Raw genomic sequence first — 18035 nt, 5'->3', positions numbered from 1 at the left:
AGCCAGGGCGGGGTACCGGGCGGGGACGGGGGTCTGCTCGCTCACCCCTCAAGCCTGCCCGGCGGGCACGAGGAGGGCCACCGGAAGGTGCTCGAGCAGCAGCTCGAGCGGGACGACGCCGCCGTCGATGGTCCGGCCGGTCAGGACGTCGGTCCACCGCCACTCGGGGATGGCGACGGTGTGCGCGCCCCAGCCGCCGAGGCGCTCGAGCGAGAGGGCGAGGCGCGTCGCGACGGTGATCGCCGCCGGCACGCCGGCCTCGGTCCGGGCGAACGCGAAGGCGTTGCCCGTCGACGCGGGCAGGGGCGCGTAGCCCGCCTCGGGCCCGACGAAGCACCCGGGGCGCTCGCGCCGCACCCGCAGCGCGCGCGACGTGACCACGAGCTTCTCCTCGTCGAGCGTGCGCGGCGGCTCGGTCTCGAGCCGCTCGAGCATGCGCTCGAGCCCGGCGACGTCGACCGGGCGCCGGTTGTCCGGGTCCACGAGCGCCACGGCGGAGACCTCCGTGCCCTGGTAGACGTCGGCCACCCCCGGCAGGGTGAGCTGGACCAGCTTCATCCCGAGCGTCGCGGCCCGGATCCCCGGCGCCGCGCGTCGGGCCCAGTCCTCGTAGGCCCCGAGGACCTCCGGCGCCGTGAGCAGGTGGCGGGCGAACCCGAGGACGGCCTCCTCGTACGGCTCGTCGGGGGCGGTCCAGGACGTGTGCGACTTCGCCTCGCGGATCGCCTTGGTGAGGTACCCCAGGAGGCGGTCCTCGGCGATCGGCCCGCCGTCCCACGTCCCGGCCAGGGTCTGCCACAGGATGTTCTCGGTGCGGCCGTCGAGCAGCACGGGCCGCGTCTCGCCGGTCAGCGACCGCAGGTGGTCGACGTGCTGCGACCACTCGACCGGCAGCTCGGACAGCACGCCGAGCCGGGCCCGGACGTCCTCGCTGCGCTTGGTGTCGTGGGTGGACAGGCCGGTCATCGCCACGGGGGCGTGCGCCTGCGCCCGGGCCGCCCACGCGTGCAGCTCCTCCGGGCTGATGGCGAACCGCTCGGGTGCGCCGCCGACCTCGGCCAGCGAGAGCAGCTGGGTCCAGCGGTAGAACGCCGTGTCCTCCACGCCCTTGGCCATCACGGCGCCGCAGGTCTGCTGGAACCGCACCACGAGCTCGTCGCGGCGCGCCTCCCGCGTGCGCCCGGCGGAGCCGATCTCGCGGCCCAGGAGCATCTCGGCGAGGAGGTCGAGCGTCTCGAGGCGGTCCTCGTCGAGCCGGGTGCGGGCGAGCGCGACGCACTCGGCGAACGCCTCCTGCACGTCGGGGTGCACGGGCTCGCCGGGGCGCACGTAGTAGCGGTACCTGTCGCACGCGACCACGAGCTCGACGAGGCACTCGTGCAGCGAGCGCCAGGTGTGGTCGCGCAGGCGCACGTCGTCGCGGCAGATGTCGGCGGCGAGGTCCGCCAGGCGGTGGACCTCCGCGTACAGGGGCCCGGCGACGATCTGCCGCTTGGCTTCCTCGATCATGCGCGGCAGGGCGTCGGTGGTGTCGCCGGTGAGGCGGTGCATCACGGCCCCGAGCTCGCCGCCGCCGCCGGGGTCGACGAACGTCGCGTGGACGCGCCACATGGCGTCGTACCCCGTGGTGCCGACGCTCGCCCAGTCCTCGGGCAGCTCCTCGGTGGGCGCGAGGATCTTCTCGACGGCCACCCAGGCGCCGTCGGTCGCCGTGGCGAGCCGCTCGAGGTAGCCGTGCGGGTCCGCCAGGCCGTCGGGGTGGTCGATGCGCAGGCCGTCGACGACGCCGTCGCGCACCAGGCCGGTCACGACCGCGTGCGTGCGGTCGAAAACCTCGGGGACCTCGACGCGGACCGCGGCCAGCGTGCCGACGTCGAAGAACCGGCGGTAGTTGAGCTCCTCGTCGGCGACCTTCCAGTACGCCAGCCGGTAGTGCTGGCGGTCGACCAGCTCCGCCATCGGCAGGCTCTCGGTACCCGGCCGCACGGGGAAGACGTGGTCGTAGTAGCGCAGGACGGTGCGGGGGCCCTCCAGGCCCGGCACCTCGATCTCGTCGAGCGTGAGCTCTCCGTCCGCGAGCACCGCGCCGATGCGCCGGCCCAGGACGGGCATGAGCAGCGCGCCCTCGCCCGCGGACCAGTCGACGTCGAACCACGAGGCGTACGGGGACTCGGGCCCGTCCGCGAGCACCGACCACAGGGCGTGGTTGTGCCACACCGGGGTGGGCACCGCCATGTGGTTGGGCACGATGTCCACCACGAGCCCGAGGCCGTGCTCGCGCGCCGTCGCGGCCAGGCGGTCCAGCGCCTCGCGCCCGCCGAGCACGGGCGAGATCTCGTCGTGGTCGACGACGTCGTAGCCGTGCGTCGAGCCGGGTGCCGCGCTGAGCAGAGGGGACAGGTACACGTGCGTGACGCCGAGCCGTGCCAGGTACGGGACCTGGCGCGCGGCGTCGTCGAGCGTGAGGTCCGCGTTGAGCTGCAGCCGGTAGGTCGAGACGGGGACCGGCCGACCCTCGCGCGGCCGCCGTCGCGCCGGACCCTGCCGCTCCGTGGCCGGCTCGGGGCTCACTCGCCCACCCGCCGGGTCAGCACGAGGGTGCTCCGTCCCGTGATCTCGACCGCCGCGCCCGCCTTGACCTCGGCGCCCGTCTCGAGCGTGTGGTCGGTGTCCAGGACGCAGGTCCAGACGGTGCCGTACTCCGCCGGGGGCAGCGTGAACGTCACCGGCTCGGGCGCGGCGTTGTAGAGGACCAGGAAGCTGTCGTCGACCACCGGCTCGCCGCGCGGGTCGGGCTCGACGATCGCCTCGCCGTTGAGGAACACCATCACGGCGCGCGCGAACCCGTTGTTCCAGTCCTGCTCCGACATGTGCTCGCCGTCGGTGGACAGCCAGGCGATGTCGCCGAGGTCGGACTCGCCCCCGTGGTGCGGGTTGCCGGAGAAGAACCGGCGGCGGCGCAGCACCGGGTGGTCGCGGCGCAGGTGCACGAGGGCGCGCGTGAACTCCAGGTGCGTCTTGGCCCGCTCGTCGAGGTCCCAGTCCATCCAGGTGATCTCGTTGTCCTGGCAGTACCCGTTGTTGTTGCCGCCCTGGGTGCGGCCGATCTCGTCGCCGTGGGAGATCATCGGCACGCCCTGGGAGAGCAGCAGCGTGGTCAGGAAGTTGCGCTGCTGGCGCCAGCGCAGCTCCAGGACGTCCGCGTCGTCCGTCGGACCCTCGACGCCGCAGTTCCAGGAGCGGTTGTGGCCCTCGCCGTCCTTGTTGTCCTCGCCGTTGGCCTCGTTGTGCTTCTCGTTGTACGAGACCAGGTCGTGCAGCGTGAAGCCGTCGTGGGCCGTGACGAAGTTGATCGACGCGATCGGCTTGCGGCCCGTCTGCTCGTAGAGGTCCGAGGAGCCCGACAGGCGGCTGGCGAACTCGGCGAGCGTGGAGGGCTCACCGCGCCAGAAGTCGCGCACCGTGTCGCGGTACTTGCCGTTCCACTCCGACCACAGCGGGGGGAACCCGCCGACCTGGTAGCCGCCGTCGCCGACGTCCCAGGGCTCGGCGATGAGCTTGACCTGGCTGATGACCGGGTCCTGCTGCACGAGGTCGAAGAACGCCGAGAGCCGGTCGACCTCGTGGAACTGACGGGCCAGCGTGCTCGCCAGGTCGAACCGGAACCCGTCGACGTGCATCTCGTTGACCCAGTAGCGCAGCGAGTCCATGAGCAGCTGCAGGACGTGGGGGTGCCGCATGAGCAGCGAGTTCCCCGTGCCCGTCGTGTCGTAGTAGTGCGCCGGGTCCGTGTCGACCAGCCGGTAGTAGGCGCCGTTGTCGATGCCGCGGAAGCACAGCGTGGGGCCCAGGTGGTTGCCCTCGGCGGTGTGGTTGTAGACGACGTCGAGGATCACCTCGATGCCCGCCTCGTGCAGCGCCTTGACCATCTGCTTGAACTCCTGCACCTGCTGGCCCGGCACGGGCGAGGAGGCGTAGCCGTTGTGCGGCGCGAAGAAGCCGATCGTGTTGTAGCCCCAGTAGTTCGACAGGCCCTTGTCCTGGAGCGTGGGGTCGTTGACGAACTGGTGCACGGGCATGAGCTCGATCGCGGTGACCCCGAGGGCGACCAGGTGCTCGATGATCGCCGGGTGCGCCATGCCCGCGTACGTGCCGCGCAGCTCCTCCGGGATGCCGGGGTGCTGCATCGTCAGGCCCTTGACGTGGCCCTCGTAGATCACCGTCTCGTGGTAGTCGCGCAGCGGCGGCCGGTCGTGGCCCCAGTCGAAGAACGGGTTGATGACCACGGACTTCATGGTGTGGGCGGCGGAGTCCTGCGTGTTCAGGGAGTCCGGGTCGCCGAAGTCGTAGGAGAAGAGCGCCTGGTCGCCGTCGATCTGCCCGTCGATCGCCTTCGCGTACGGGTCCAGCAGGAGCTTCGAGGGGTTGCAGCGCAGGCCCTTCTCCGGCTCGTACGGGCCGTGCACCCGGTAGCCGTAGCGCTGACCGGGCTGGATGGTGGGGAGGTAGGCATGCCAGACGAACGCGTCGACCTCGGGGAGCTCGATCCGGGTCTCCGTGCCGTCGTCGTCGAAGAGGCACAGCTCGATCCGCTCGGCCACCTCCGAGAAGAGGGCGAAGTTGGTGCCGGTGCCGTCGAAGGTCGCGCCGAGGGGATAGGGCTTGCCGGGCCAGATCTGCATGGCGCAAGACTGCCAGCAGGGTGGGACACGCGCGCTCCGAAGCGAGCGCGCGAGACGGGGCAGTGGCGCAGGACACGTCGTCCACGCCGCGCCGCACCGCGGCGCCCCCGCGCCGCTCGGCGTGCGGGCCGGGCGACCCGGTGCGACCGTGGCCCCATGAGCGAGCAGACACCTCAGGAGAACGCCGCCGGCTACGACCCCGCCCGGGACCAGGACGCGGACCCGGAGAGCCTCGAGCCCCGTCAGGGGTCGCAGGCGTCGGGCGCCGAGAGCACAACGCAGGGCGACCCGGACGCCGACCCGGACATGCTCAACCCGCGCGAGGTCGAGTCCGGGGACGAGCTCTGACGCAGCGCCTCGACGCCGGGGGGTGGCGGGCATGAGGGTCGTCGTCGTCGGTGCCAGCGGCAACATCGGCACCGCGCTGCTGCGCACCCTGCGGCGCGAGGAGGCCGTCGACTCGGTCGTCGGCATCGCGCGCCGCGTGCCGACCACGACGCCGCCCGCCCCCTACGACGTCGCCCGGTGGGTCGGGACCGACCTGGCGGCCGGCCCGGACGAGCCGGTCGTGGCGGCGCTCGCGGACGCGATGGCGGGCGCCGACGCCGTCGTGCACCTGGCCTGGGCGATGCAGCCCAGCCACCGGCGCGACGTGCTGCGCGCGACGAACGTCGACGGCACCGCGCGCGTCATCGAGGCGGTCGCCCGCGCCGGCGTGCCCCACCTGGTCGTCGCCTCCTCGGTCGGCGCGTACGCGCCCGTCCACGACGACGTGCCGCGCACCGAGGACTGGGCGACGCAGGAGGTCCGCAGCAGCTCCTACAGCGTCGACAAGGTCGCGGTGGAGCGGCTCCTCGACGAGGCCGAGGTGCTCCACCCGTGGCTGCGGATCGCTCGCGTGCGGCCCGGGCTCGTCTTCCAGCGGCGTGCCGCCGCCGGGATCGAGCGGTACTTCCTCGGGCCCGCGGCGCCGGCCGCGGCGCTGCGGCTCGGGCGGCTGCCCGTCCTGCCGTGGCCGCGCGGCGTGCGCATGCAGGCGGTGCACGCCGACGACCTCGCGCAGGCCTTCCGCGCCATCCTGCTCGACCAGCAGGCGGGCGCCTTCAACGTCGCCGCCGACGACGTCCTCGGCGCGGCCGAGTTCGCGCAGGTCCTCGGCCACGGCCGGTACGTCGAGGTGCCCGTCGCCTCCGTGCGCGCCGCCGTGCAGGGCGCCTGGTACGCGCACGGCGTGCACGTCAGCCCGGGCTGGGTCGACCTCGCCGCCGGGATCGCCCTGATGTCGACGCAGCGCGCACGGACGGTGCTCGGCTGGCGACCCACATGGACCGCTCAGGAGGCGCTCGCCGATCTGGTCGACGGCCTGGCGCACGGGTCGGGGACAGCGAGCCCGCCCCTGCGGCCCCGGTCACGGGCCAGGCGGTCCCTGCTCGGGGGACAGGCCGCCGAGCGCTGAGGCGTGCGCCCTGGGCCGAGCCCGGGCCCGACGCCTCAGTGGTGCCCGCCGTCCGCGGCGGCGCCCTCCTCCGACTCGACCTCGGCGCGCCGACGCCGTGCCCCGCCCGCGCCACCGGTCGCGAGGTGCAGCAGCGCGCCGGCGCCGAGCAGGATGCCGGCGAGCAGGAAGTGCTGCGGCTCCTGCTGGGTGAGCAGGACGAGGCAGCTCGCGATCGCCAGGTACGGGATCACGGTGGGCGCGCGGAAGTGGTCGTGCTCGACCGTCTCGCGGCGCAGGACCAGCACCGCGACGTTCGTGCTGAGGAAGACCACGAGGAGCAGCAGGACCACCGTGGCGGCCAGGTCCACGAGCTCGCCGGTGAGCGCGAGCACGATGGCGACGAGCGTCGTGACAGCGATGGCGACCCACGGCGTCCGGCGGCCCGGCAGCACGCGGCCGAGGACGCGCGGCAGCAGCCCGCGGTCCGCCATGCCGTAGGCGAGCCGGCTGGCCATGATCATCGTCAGCAGCGCGCCGTTGGCGACGGCGATGAGCGCCACGACGGCGAAGAGCTGCGGCGGGATCCCGCCGAACGCCTCGACCACCTCGAGCAGCGGTCCGGACGACTCCGACAGCGTCTGCGGCGCGACGACCGCCGGTGCGACGTAGCCCACGGCGAGGTACACCACCCCGGCGGTCACCATCGACCAGAACAGGGCTCGCGGGTAGACGCGGCTGACGTCGCGGACCTCCTCGGCCAGGTTGGCCGACGTCTCGAAGCCGACGAAGGAGTAGAACGCGATGAGCGCGCTGCCCAGCACGGCCGCGCCCGCCGTGGTGCCCTCGGGCACCTCCAGAGGCCCGACGCCGGCGCCGTCACCACGGCCCAGGACGATCGCGCCGACCACGATGACCAGCACCAGGCCGGCCGTCTCGATCAGCGTCATGGCGACGTTGGCGCCGAGCGACTCCTTGATGCCGCGCGCGTTGAGCAGCGCGACCAGCACGAGGAAGACGATCGCGGTCACCGGCACGGGGACGTCCACGAAGGCGCCGAGGTAGTCGCCGGCGAACGCGAGGGCGAGCCCGGCCGCGCTGACGACACCCGCGGACAGCATCGAGAACCCGACGAGGAAGGCCACCAGGGGGTGCCGGAAGGCGCGCTCCGCGAAGACGGCGGAGCCGCCCGCGCGCGGGTACTTCGTGACCAGCTCGGCGTAGGAGCACGCCGTGAGCAGCGCCATGAGCAGAGCGAGCGCGAACGCGAGCCACACGGCCCCGCCCGCGACGCCGGCCATCTCGCCGACGAGGGCGTAGATGCCCGCCCCGAGCACGTCGCCCAGGATGAACAGGTACAGCAGGGGACCGGTGACCGCGCGACGGAGCCTGGTCGGGTTCTCGCCCGGGGCGCTCGTGGCGGCTGGTTCGTTCGAGGACATCCCCGGAGTATCGGCACGGACGCGCCCGCGCGCGCGGCGAGAGGGCGCGCCGTGGTGCCACGCCGCCGGCTCAGCGCGCGATGCGCTCCACGAGCGCGCCGAACAGTGCCGGGATGCCGGCCGACACGGGCACGATCCCGGGCCGCAGCGGCGACGTCGCCCAGGCCACGAGCCCGCCCGTGAGCACGCGGTAGTCCCGGGTCGCGTCCGACCAGGCGCGCTCGTACGCGCCGGGGTCCTCGAGCGTGAGCACCGCGGCCCGGGCCTGCGCGAGCCCCACCCGCAGGCCCTCGCCCGTGAGCGCGTCCACGTAGCCGGACGCGTCCCCGACGAGCCGCACCCGGCCCGCCGCGCGCCGGGCGGCCTGCTGGCGCAGCGGCCCGGCGCCGCGGACCGAGCCGGCCGCCGGCGCCGCGGCCAGGCGGGCACTCAGCTCCGGGAACCCGGCGAGGGCGGCCTCGAAGGACATGCCCTGGGGCCCGAGCAGCGCGATCCCGACGAGGTCGTCGGCGACCGGCGTCACGTACGCCTCGGCGGTGCGGGACCAGTGCACCTCGACCAGGTCGGTCCAGGGCGCGAGCCGGAAGTGCCGGCGCAGCCCGTACCGGCGCCGGCCGCGGCCGGGCACCTCGAGCCCGACGAGCCGGCGGACCGTCGAGTGCAGCCCGTCGCAGGCCAGGAGCCAGCGGGCCGTGACGCCCGCGGCGCGGACGGCGTCCTCGTCCTGCTCGAGCGCCGTCACGCGGGCGTGGCGCACGTCGATCCCGAGGCCCGCCGCGCGCTCGCGGAGCGCGGCGTGCAGGGTCGTGCGCCGCACGCCGCGGCCGGGACCGGAGCGGAACCGGTGGTCGACGTGCCGCGCGGGGGCCCGGTAGCTGATGCCCGCGATGACGTGACCGCCCGGGTCGACGCCCAGGCGCGTGAGCGCGCGCAGCGTGCCCGGCATGAGGCCCTCGCCGCACGCCTTGTCGATGTCGCCCTCGCGGGGCTCGAGCACGACGACGTCGTACCCGGCGAGCCGGGCCTCGATCGCCGCCGCCAGGCCGACGGGTCCGCCGCCGACGACCAGGACGTCGGTCGCCGGGGTCACGGTGCGACCGGCCGCGCCTCCGCCGGCTGGGGCAGGGCCGCCAGCGCGCGCTCCTCCGCCGGGATGCGGAAGCCGAGCAGCAGGACCGCGTTGAGCACCGTGAACGCGAGCGCCGTGACCCAGGCCGTGTGCACGAGCGGCAGGGCGATGCCCTCGGCCACCACCACGAGGTAGTTGGGGTGGCGCAGGAACCGGTAGGGACCGCGGTTCACGAGCGGGAGGCCCGGCACGACGATCACCCGGGTGTTCCACTGCGGCCCGAGCGTGCCGATGCACCACCAGCGCAGCGCCTGGCTGGCCACCACGGCGGCGAGCGCCGTCCACCCGAGCACGGGGATGAACGGGCGGTCGAACGCGTGCACCTCGACCACGCACGCCGCGAGCAGGCCGGTGTGCAGCGCCACCATGGGCGGGAAGTGCCCCTTGCCGGTCTCCACCCCCCCACGCGCGAAGGACCAGCGGGCGTTGCGGGTGGACACGACGAGCTCGGCGAGCCGCTCCAGGGCAGTCACCGCGACGACGAGATCGAACAGCAGTCTCATGAGGCCTCCGGCCAGCGCAGCAGGACGTGCTCGGCACCGACCCCGGGGCCGAACGCCATGAGGACGCCGACGCCCCCCGGCGGTGGTGGGGCCTCCATGGTGCCCGCCAGGACGTGCAGGACGGAAGCAGAGGAGAGGTTCCCGTTCTCGGCCAGGCACCGGCGCGAGACGGCCAGCGCGGCCTCGTCGAGGTCCAGCGCGTCGCGGACCACGTCGAGGATGCGCGGCCCGCCCGGGTGCACGACCCACGCCGCGACGTCGCGGACCTTGAGGTCGTGCCCCTCGAGCAGGGCGCCGACGTCGTCGGGCAGCGTGGCGGCGAGGAGGTCGGGCAGGCCGGCGGCGAGGACGATCCGGAAGCCGCTGCCGCCGATCGACCACCCGAGCTGGCCCTGGGTCCCGCTGACGATCCGGCTGCGGGACCCGACGAGCTCGGGCGCCGAGGCCGGGGCGGTGCGCGCGGCCGGGTGCTCGTCGCCGACGACCACCACCGCCGCGGCGCCGTCGCCGAACAGACCGCTCGCCACGAGGTTCGCCATCGAGTCGTCGCCGTGCTGCATCGTCAGCGAGCAGAGCTCGACGCAGACCAGGAGCGCGACGCCCTGCGGGCGGCCCAGCAGGAGCTCGTGCACGGTGCCGAGCCCTGCCGCGCCGCCGGCGCAGCCCCACCCGAACGACGGCACGCGGCGCACGTCCGGCCGCAGACCGAGGCGCGGCGCGAACAGGGCGTCCAGGGACGGCGCGCCGATGCCCGTGACCGACGTGAACACCACGACGTCGACGTCCTGCGCTCGCAGGCCGGCGCTCGCGAGCGCCGCGGCGGACGCCTCGACGGCGAGGTCGGTGCCGATCCGGATGAAGTGGTCGTTCGCGGTCCCGAACGACGTCAGCCCGGCGTACTCCTCCAGCGGGAGGACGAAGTGCCGTGAGCGCACCTGGGAGGCGCGGTGCAGCGACTCCAGACGGGACAGCCGGTCGGGGCCGGCGAGCAGCGGCCCGATGGCGGCCGTGATCTCTTCCTGGGGGTACGACTGTCCGGGGAGCACCGGGGCGACAGCCAGAACGCGCGACATGGCGGAATCGTGTCACGCCCGGTCATATCCGGCCCGGGGACGCGTCACATCCGGTCGCAGCCGTCGTGACGACCCGGTGCTCGCGCGCGCGACGGTGCGCCGCGCTAGCGTCGCGAGGTCCGCGCCGCACGTCCGCCGGGAGGGTCGATGACCGCGCAGGGTGCCGGGGCCGTGCCCGCGCGGCTCGGGCGGGCGACGCTCGGCCGCCGGCTCGAGGGCCTGGTCCGCGCGTGCCACCCGGGGCCCACCGTCGTCGTGACGGCCATCTCCCTGACCTTCGCGCTGGGCGCCGGGGCGCCCGTGCCGACCGCGCTGCTCGCGACCGCGGCGGTCCTCGCCGGCCAGCTCAGCATCGGGTGGTCCAACGACTGGCTCGACGCCGGGCGCGACCTGGCGGTCGGCCGCAGGGACAAGCCCGTCGTGGCGGGCCTGGTGAGCGCGCCCGCGCTGCGGACCGGTGCGCTGCTCGCCGCCGCGGCGTGCGTGGGGCTGTCCCTCGCCACCGGGGCGGTCGCCGGGTTCGTGCACGTCGCCGCGGTCGCGAGCGGGTGGGCGTACAACGCGCCGCTCAAGCGCACCGTCGCGTCGTTCCTGCCCTACACCGTCTCCTTCGCCCTGCTGCCCCTCTTCCTCGTCCTGGCCCAGGGCCGCCAGGCGGCCTGGTGGGTGATCGCCACGGGTGCGCTGCTGGGCGCGGGGGCGCACGTCGCCAACGTGCTCCCGGACCTCGAGGCCGACGCCGCCACGGGCGTCCGCGGCCTGCCGCACCGCCTCGGCCGGACGGCCTCGGGCGTCCTGGCCCCGAGCCTGCTCGTCGGCGCGGTGCTCGTCGTGGTGCTCGGTCCGCAGGAGCGTGCCGCGCTCGCGCTGCCCGCGGCCGCGGCGGCGACGGTCCTGGCGCTGTGCGCCGGGGCCCTGGCGCTCGGCCGGCCCGCCAGCCGCCTGCCCTTCCGGCTCACCATGGTCGTCGCGGCGCTGTGCGCCGTGCTGCTCACCGCGTCCGGGGGCCGCGCCGTCGTCGACTGAGAGGCCTCGAGCCGCGGGCTCCGCTCAGACGGTCGCCGCGTCCGGGGTGAGGGTGCGCGGCCGGTCCAGCGCCGCGGGCAGCCACGAGAACACCGTCGCGAGGTAGTCCTCGCGCGGCCCGGGCGCCGACAGCACGAGGTCGTGGACGCCGCCCTCGATCCTCACCAGCGTGACGTCGGGGCCGAGCAGCGGTGCCCGCAGCGCGATCTGGGCGACGTCCAGCACGGTGTCCTGGCGGTCCAGATCGGGGTTGTCGAGCCGGTTGGGCCCCGACTCCGCCGACGTCGCCACGAGGACGGGCACGGGGATCCGCAGCCCACGCGCGAGCCGCGCGTGCCCCCGGCGGACGGCGCGCAGCCACCCGGCCCGCACGGGGAAGCCCTCGGGCGGCTTGAGCGCGAGGTCGTAGTCCCAGCGCCCGCCGTGGCTGACGTGCAGGTGGTAGGAGTACGCGGACGTCCCGCCCGCCACCACGCGCAGCGGGTCGAGCGGACCGACGACGTCGAGCACGCGGCTCTCCACGACGCGCCGGAACCAGCGCGCGTTCAGGTCGAACCACGGGCTGTTGAGGACCAGCGCGTCGATGGCGCCGACACGGCGCAGGCCGTGCGCCCACAGGCTCGCGATCAGCCCGCCCGTGGAGTGCGCCATCACCACGAGCCGCGGGTGCCCCTCGTCGTGGCGGACCACGCGCGCCGCCCGCGTGAGCTCGGGCGCGTGCTCGGCGAGGTCGGTGACGTAGTGCGGGACCTGCCCCTCGCGCAGCGAGCGACCGGCGTGGCGCAGGTCCAGCGCGTAGAACGCGTACCCCTCGGCGTGGGCGCGCTCGGCCAGGTGGCGCTGGAAGAAGTAGTCGTTGAAGCCGTGCACGTACAGCACCGCGGGCCGCTCGCCGAACCCCTCCGGCAGCGGGTCGGGCCGGTGGCGGACCAGCGTCGCGACCGCCGCGTCCGGCCCCGTGCCGAGCTCGAGCGTCGTCGCGCTGAAGCCCGCCCCCAGCACGTCCGGCACCCAGGAGCGCATGACCCACCTCCGCCCGACCGCGACCCCTGCACCAGCGCCTCCTCGGCCGCGCCGGTCCGGGGCCGCGGCGGAGGCCTCCAGTGTGGGCCGGACGGGCGCGCCCGTCGCGGGGTGCTGCGGTCGGGGTCAGGCGGCGGGCAGGAGGACCCGGTCCCGGGGACGGCCCGCCTTGACCGGGAGCAGCAGCGCCAGGCCGATCGCGAGGACCACCATGATCCCGAGGACGCCCCAGTGCTGCGAGCCCGACAGCGCGATGAAGGTCGAGAAGCCGAGCGGGGCGAGGAAGCTCGCCGCGCGCCCCGTCGTCGCGTACAGCCCGAAGATCTCGCTCTCGCGGCCGGCCGGGATGAGACGCGCGAGCAGCGTGCGGCTCGCGGACTGCGCGGGGCCGACGAAGAGGCACAGCAGCAGCCCGAAGACCCAGAACGCGGTCTGGCCGGCGTCGTGCAGGAGGAAGACGGCCGTCCCGGCGACGAGCAGCCCGACGAGCGAGGTCGTGATGATCGCCTTCGGTCCGACGCGGTCGTCGAGCCACCCGGCCGCGATCGTCGCGAGCCCTGCCACGACGTTCGCCGCGATCGCGAACACGATGACGCCGTCGGCCGTGAACCCGAACGTCCCGGACGCGATGACGGCCCCGAACGTGAAGACCCCCGCGAGCCCGTCCCGGTACACCGCGCTCGCGAGCAGGAACCACAGCGTCTGCCGCCGGTCGCGCCACAGGGCGCGCACGTCGGCGAAGAGCTGGCGGTAGGACCCGAGGATGCCGAGCCGCGCGCGCCCCGCGCTGCGCGGCACCTCGGGCACCGCGACGAGCACGGGCACCGCGAACGCGGCGAACCAGAGGGCGGAGACGAGCACGGCCGCCCGGATGTTCAGGCCGTCCTCGCCGGTCACGCCGAACCAGCCGGTCTCCGGGTTGATGAAGCCGACGAAGAGGATGAGCAGCAGCACGATGCCGCCCAGGTAGCCCGCGCCCCACCCGATGCCGCTCACGCGCCCGACGTCGCGCGGGGTCGAGACCTGCGCCAGCGTCGCGTTGTAGTTGACCGAGGCCAGCTCGAAGAAGATGTTGCCGACGGCGAGCAGGAAGATCCCGAGCAGCAGGTTCTGCTGGAGGTTCGTCGGGTCGGGCGTGACGAAGAACATCGCGGCGCTGATCGCGACGGTGACGGCGGTGTAGACGCCCAGGAGGAGCTTGCGCCGACCGGTGTCGTCCGCGCGGGCGCCCAGCACGGGGGCGAGCAGCGCGATCGCGAGGCCGCCGGCGGTCAGGCCCCACCCGAGCCAGGTGCTGTGCTCGGCCAGCACCCGGTCCAGGGCGGTGCCCGCCGCCCCGTCCGGGTCCAGCTCGGCGGCGGCGACCACGGCGGGGTCGACGAAGCTCGAGCTGGTGAGCCACCGCGTGAAGACGAAGGTGGTGATGACCGCGTTGAACGCCGCCGACCCCCAGTCCCACAGCGCCCACGCGACGACGCGTCGGCGCCGGTGCCGTGCGTCCACGGGAGCGGCAAGATCGACGTCGGCGTCAGTCATGCGCGCATCGTACGGTCACTCGCGGGCTGACCCGTGACCTGCCCGTGGGCGCCGCCGGCTCAGCCGCGCACCTCGACGTCGACCTCGTGCCAGCCGGTCGCGCCGTCCGGCACGACGTCGGCCCGGCGCCCGGTCTGCACGCCGTCCGGATCGGCCGCCCGGACGCGCAGGACGTGGCGCCCGGGCTCCGCCGCCCACGTCCACGACCACTGGCGCCACGTGTCGACGCTGATCTCGTCGGCCAGCGTCGCCGCCTCCCACGGGCCGTCGTCCACCTGGACCTCGACCCCGGTGATCCCGCGGTGCTGGGCCCATGCCGTACCACCCACGCCGACGTCGCCGGCCGCGACGACGGCGCCGCGCCGCGGCACCTCGATGCGTGAGGCCGTCTTGACGGGTCCCTCGGCGGACCAGCCCCGCGCGGTCCAGTAGGCCTCCCGGTCGGCGAACCGCGTCACCTCGAGGTCGGTGAGCCACTTGGTCGCCGACACGTACCCGAACAGCCCCGGCACGACCATCCGCACGGGGAAGCCGTGCGCCGCGGGCAGGGGGTCACCGTTCATGCCGACGGCCAGCAGCGCGTCCCGGTCGTCCAGGAGCACGGGCAGGGGGGTGGACGCCGTGAAGCCGTCCGCGCTCGTGGAGAGCACCATGTCCGCCCCGGGCAGCGGCCCGGCGCGCTCGAGCAGCGCGCGCACCGGAAGGCCCAGCCACAGCGCGGTGCCGACCAGGTCGCCGCCCACCGGGTTCGAGACGCACGCGAGCGTCACGTGGGCCTCGACGAGGTCCTCCGCCAGCAGCTCGTCCAGGGCGAGGGTGACCTCCCGCTCGACCATCCCGTGCACCCGCAGGCGCCACGTCGCCGGGTCGACCTGCGGCACCACCAGCGCGGTGTCGATCCGGTAGAAGGCGCCGTTGCCGGTCACGACGTCGACCACGCCCGGCACGGGCGACTGCGCGCCCGCCGGCACCGGCGCCGCCCGCCGGGCCGCGGGCGGCAGGCGCAGGGCCTCGCGGGCGCGGGCGACGGTCCGCGCCGTCGAGCCCGCGACGGTGCCGGCGGCGGCGGTCAGCGCCGCGACGACGGCGACCGTGAGCGCGCCGGCGAGGAAGCCGCGGCGGTCGGGTCCGGGGGACACGTCGGCGCTCGCGGGGGCGCCCGGGGACATCCGGCCGTCGTCGGGGGAGGCCCGCGTGATCCGCTCCGCGAGCATCCGCAGCGCGAGGGCTCCCGCGACGCCGCCGACGACGCTGGGCAGCGCGGCGGCGACGCCGTTGCCCGGCCGCCCGGCCGCCACGACGCCGCCGAGCACGCCGATCGCGAGCACGACGGCGCTCGCCGCGACGGGGGACCGCACCGCGAGCAGGCCGGTCGCGGCCGCGACCACCGCCAGCACGAGGACCATGGCGACCACGAGCGCCGTCTTGTCAGCCGTACCGAAGGCGCCGATGGCCAGGTCCTTGAGCCATCCCGGGGTCACGTCGATGAACGCGTCGCCGACCGCCGTCAGCGGTGCGGCGCCGACCGGCAGCAGCGCCGCCACCAGCTGCGCGACACCGAGCGTCAGCGCGGCGGCCAGGAGGCCGGCGACGACCGCGCGACGGGACATGTCCCGAGCCTGCGTCCTGAGCGGGCCGGTGTCACCCCCGGGCCGTGTCGGTGGTGGGGGAGATGCTCGTGCCATGGCAGCACGTCCGCCCTTCGAGCGCCCCACAGCCGTCCCGGGCTGGCGCGCGTCCCGCTGGGGGTACGACCCCGCGCTGGAGTGCTACTGGGCCGAGCTCGCGCGCGACGCGGACGGACGGGTCCTGCGCCTGGGACCCGAGCGCCTCCTGACGACCGTCCCGGCGCTCGCGCGCGCGGTCGGTCACGTCACCGGGGTGGGCGACGACGTGGCGTACCTGGCGCTCACCGCGTGAGGGGTCACCGCGTGAGGGGTCACCGCGTGAGGGACGGTGCGCGCCGGTCGCCGGGACCCCCCGGCTCCACCGTGAGGACGGTGACCGTCCGGCCGGTCTCGCCCGGCGCCAGCGTCACCGCCCCCTGCCCGACGTCGGCGGCCTCGACGCACAGCATCTCGGGCCACTCGTCGTCGGCCAGGTCGGGCAGCGCCGCAGCCCGGTCCGGGCCGGGGTTCCAGAGCACCGTGCCGCGGGCCCCGTCCGTGGTCACCACGACCCGTCGCCCGTCGTCGTGCACGACGACGGGCTCGCCGGCGCCGAGGTAGACGCGGTCGACCTCGCCCCGGACGAGCGTCGGCTCCGCGCCCGGCCCGACGCGCTCGCCCCCGGCCGCCTTGTCGAGGTACGGCAGCCCCGCCAGCCCCGTCACGCGGACGCGGCCGACGTCGGCCACCCGCAGGTAGGTGTGCAGGGCCGCCTCGTACGTCAGCTCGGCGTCGCCGAGGTTGGTGACGGCCAGCGTGATCCCCAGGCGCTGCCCGACGACGACCTCGAGCTCGGCGGCGAAGCGGTGCGGCCACGGACCGCTGCGCGTCGTCTCGTCGTCGCCCAGCCCCAGGCGCAGCGCGACGTCCTCGCCCCGCCGCTCGGCCCCCGTGAGCCGCCACCGGCTCACGCGGGCGAAGCCGTGCGCCGGTCCCGCGCCGCTCGCGTGCCCGCCGAACCACGGGAAGCACACCGGGATCCCGCCGCGGATGGCGACGCCCGGCTCGAACCGGCTCGCGCGGCTGTGGAACAGGACCGGCCCGTGCCCCCGGGGCGCCCACTCGAGGACGTGGGCACCCTGGAGGTGCACGACGGCGGTGGCGGCCGGGCTCTCGACGCGGACGACGGGGAGCCCTCCGGCGCCCTCGGCGAGCGTGACGCCCGCGGGGAGGGTCACGGCGCGACGCCGCGGAGCCGGTGCAGGACCTCGCCCGCCTGCGGCACGACGAGCGTGTCCGGGTCGGCGGACCACGCGTCGACGTCCACCTCGGCGGGGTCCAGGTAGTCGAGGTTGGCGGCGCGCACGACCTCCTCCGGGATGCCCGTCGCGAGGGTGACCGTCACGCGGCAGCGCTCGCCGTGCTCGTCGTCGTAGGTGCCCGCGCCGCGCAGGTGGGTGGAGTGCGCGAGGTCGCCCCAGGGCACGTCCTTGAAGCGGTCCCACTGCTTCACGAAGTAGTCGCGGCAGTGGTAGCCGATCTCCACGATCTGCGGGTGCATCACGGAGATCTCCGTGATGTGCGGCGCGTAGAGCACCACCTGGCCGCCGTCGGCGACGACCGGCTCGACCTTGTAGAAGCCCTTCGCGCCCGTCCACATGTCCTCGTACTTCTCCGGGATCAGCGACAGGACCCGGCGCACCGGCGCGTCGAGGTAGCGCACGTGGGTCTGTGCCGACACGTCGGCGGCCGCCGCCCACGCGGACGTGGGCGTGCCGAACGCCGCGGCGTGCAGGTCGGCCGTGCCGGAGCGCACCACGAGGCACAGGGCGTGCCGCTCGCCCGGGACGAGCGCGGCGGCCTCGTCGATGAGCGCGCGCACGGGCGTCGTCCCGCGCGTCCCGATGATCTCGACGCTGGAGATGAGGGCGCCCAGCCAGTGCGAGACGTTGATGACGTCCTTCACGGCGATGCCCGGGAACAGGTACTTGTTGCCGCCCGAGAAGCCGACGACCTCGTGGGGGAAGACCGGCCCGACGATGAGGGTGACGTCGTGCTCGACCACGGCCCGGTTGAGCCGCACCTCGACGTCGCGCACCAGGCGGCCCTCGGACAGCTCGGCCAGGCGGTCGGCCGTGATGGTGCCGACCGTGACGAACGTGCCCTCGTCCCACCACTCGTGGTTGAGGACCGTGGTGCCGGGGTAGGTCGCCGCCAGCTCACCCTCGGCGTACCCGAGGTGGCGTGCGAGCTCCGCCTCGCCCATGGGTGCGTGGGTCCCCAGCGCGACGAGCACCGTCAGGTGCGTCACCCGGCCGTGCACGCTCTCGTGGACCGCCCGCAGCAGCAGGGGCAGGGGGCAGGAGCGGGTCCCGTCGGGGACCACGAGGCACAGGCTGCGCCCGTCGAGGTCGAGCGTGCCGAGCTGCTCGGCCACGAACGCGCGGACCTCGTCGGGCGTCAGCACGCTGGTCGGGTCGCCGACCACCGCGGCGGTCTCGGGCGTGGTGGTCGTCGACGTCGTCATGGGCCCCACCCTGCCGTCACCGCGGTCGGGGAGCAACGTCGCCCGGCAACTG

General features: G+C 75.0%; 15 protein-coding genes. 4 read left to right on the top strand and 11 right to left on the bottom strand.

The window, feature by feature from the left end; translation table 11 throughout:
- Positions 1–48: 48 nt before the first annotated feature.
- Together treY and glgX are read right to left on the bottom strand one after the other, a co-directional pair.
- Positions 49–2571, bottom strand: a complete 2523-nt coding sequence (treY, locus tag H2O74_RS09030) for a malto-oligosyltrehalose synthase (RefSeq protein ID WP_182111285.1) — start codon at positions 2569–2571, stop codon at positions 49–51.
- Entirely contained in the window at positions 2568–4682 is a 2115-nt protein-coding gene (glgX, locus tag H2O74_RS09025) for a glycogen debranching protein GlgX (RefSeq protein ID WP_182111284.1), read from the bottom strand. Before glgX ends, treY begins: the two co-directional genes overlap by 4 nt.
- A 156-nt stretch (positions 4683–4838) precedes the next feature.
- Here glgX and H2O74_RS09020 point away from each other — a divergent pair, with 156 nt between their 5' ends.
- Both H2O74_RS09020 and H2O74_RS09015 read left to right on the top strand, forming a co-directional pair.
- Positions 4839–5030 carry a hypothetical protein gene (locus H2O74_RS09020; RefSeq protein ID WP_182111283.1) on the top strand — a complete coding sequence of 64 codons (192 nt, stop codon included), beginning with the start codon at positions 4839–4841 and terminating at the stop codon, positions 5028–5030.
- 31 nt (positions 5031–5061) lie between these two features.
- Positions 5062–6138 (top strand): NAD-dependent epimerase/dehydratase family protein, encoded by a 1077-nt coding sequence (locus tag H2O74_RS09015; RefSeq protein WP_182111282.1) that lies wholly within the window; start codon positions 5062–5064, stop codon positions 6136–6138.
- Between the two features lie 35 nt (positions 6139–6173).
- On the opposite strand, the gene H2O74_RS09010 is transcribed toward H2O74_RS09015, so the two are convergent.
- The 4 genes from H2O74_RS09010 to H2O74_RS08995 form a co-directional block, all read right to left on the bottom strand.
- The gene (locus H2O74_RS09010; RefSeq protein ID WP_182111281.1) at positions 6174–7559 is read right to left on the bottom strand and encodes an APC family permease; all 1386 of its coding nucleotides are present in this window, start codon (positions 7557–7559) and stop codon (positions 6174–6176) included.
- A 70-nt stretch (positions 7560–7629) separates the two neighbouring features.
- On the bottom strand, positions 7630–8649 hold the full coding sequence (locus H2O74_RS09005; protein WP_182111280.1) for an NAD(P)/FAD-dependent oxidoreductase: 1020 nt from the start codon (positions 8647–8649) through the stop codon (positions 7630–7632).
- Positions 8646–9191, bottom strand: coding sequence for an isoprenylcysteine carboxyl methyltransferase family protein (locus tag H2O74_RS09000; RefSeq protein ID WP_182111279.1), 546 nt, complete (start codon positions 9189–9191; stop codon positions 8646–8648). Before H2O74_RS09000 ends, H2O74_RS09005 begins: the two co-directional genes overlap by 4 nt.
- Positions 9188–10264, bottom strand: a complete 1077-nt coding sequence (locus tag H2O74_RS08995) for a type III polyketide synthase (RefSeq protein ID WP_182111278.1) — start codon at positions 10262–10264, stop codon at positions 9188–9190. Before H2O74_RS08995 ends, H2O74_RS09000 begins: the two co-directional genes overlap by 4 nt.
- Before the next feature lie 147 nt (positions 10265–10411).
- Between H2O74_RS08995 and H2O74_RS08990 the strand changes: the two genes are divergently transcribed.
- Positions 10412–11290 (top strand): UbiA family prenyltransferase, encoded by an 879-nt coding sequence (locus tag H2O74_RS08990; RefSeq protein WP_182111277.1) that lies wholly within the window; start codon positions 10412–10414, stop codon positions 11288–11290.
- A gap of 24 nt (positions 11291–11314) precedes the next feature.
- Here the strand turns inward: H2O74_RS08990 and H2O74_RS08985 are convergent, their stop codons facing one another.
- The 3 genes from H2O74_RS08985 to H2O74_RS08975 all read right to left on the bottom strand — a co-directional run bounded on the left by H2O74_RS08985 (position 11315) and on the right by H2O74_RS08975 (position 15459).
- On the bottom strand, positions 11315–12313 hold the full coding sequence (locus H2O74_RS08985; protein WP_182111276.1) for an alpha/beta hydrolase: 999 nt from the start codon (positions 12311–12313) through the stop codon (positions 11315–11317).
- 126 nt (positions 12314–12439) lie between these two features.
- Positions 12440–13849, bottom strand: coding sequence for an MFS transporter (locus H2O74_RS08980; RefSeq protein ID WP_182111275.1), 1410 nt, complete (start codon positions 13847–13849; stop codon positions 12440–12442).
- 59 nt (positions 13850–13908) lie between these two features.
- Positions 13909–15459, bottom strand: a complete 1551-nt coding sequence (locus H2O74_RS08975) for a molybdopterin-dependent oxidoreductase (protein WP_182111274.1) — start codon at positions 15457–15459, stop codon at positions 13909–13911.
- Between the two features lie 73 nt (positions 15460–15532).
- Here H2O74_RS08975 and H2O74_RS08970 point away from each other — a divergent pair, with 73 nt between their 5' ends.
- Positions 15533–15769 (top strand): hypothetical protein, encoded by a 237-nt coding sequence (locus H2O74_RS08970; RefSeq protein ID WP_182111273.1) that lies wholly within the window; start codon positions 15533–15535, stop codon positions 15767–15769.
- Between the two features lie 19 nt (positions 15770–15788).
- Here the strand turns inward: H2O74_RS08970 and H2O74_RS08965 are convergent, their stop codons facing one another.
- Positions 15789–16694, bottom strand: a complete 906-nt coding sequence (locus tag H2O74_RS08965) for a D-hexose-6-phosphate mutarotase (protein ID WP_182111272.1) — start codon at positions 16692–16694, stop codon at positions 15789–15791.
- Positions 16691–17983, bottom strand: coding sequence for a lactate racemase domain-containing protein (locus H2O74_RS08960; RefSeq protein ID WP_182111271.1), 1293 nt, complete (start codon positions 17981–17983; stop codon positions 16691–16693). Before H2O74_RS08960 ends, H2O74_RS08965 begins: the two co-directional genes overlap by 4 nt.
- Between the last annotated feature and the right edge of the window lie 52 nt (positions 17984–18035).

This window comes from Actinotalea sp. JY-7876 (assembly GCF_014042015.1).
GTDB lineage: Bacteria > Actinomycetota > Actinomycetes > Actinomycetales > Cellulomonadaceae > Actinotalea.
The sequence above is the reverse complement of the archived record's forward strand: the minus strand, read 5'-3'. Positions and strand labels throughout refer to the sequence as shown.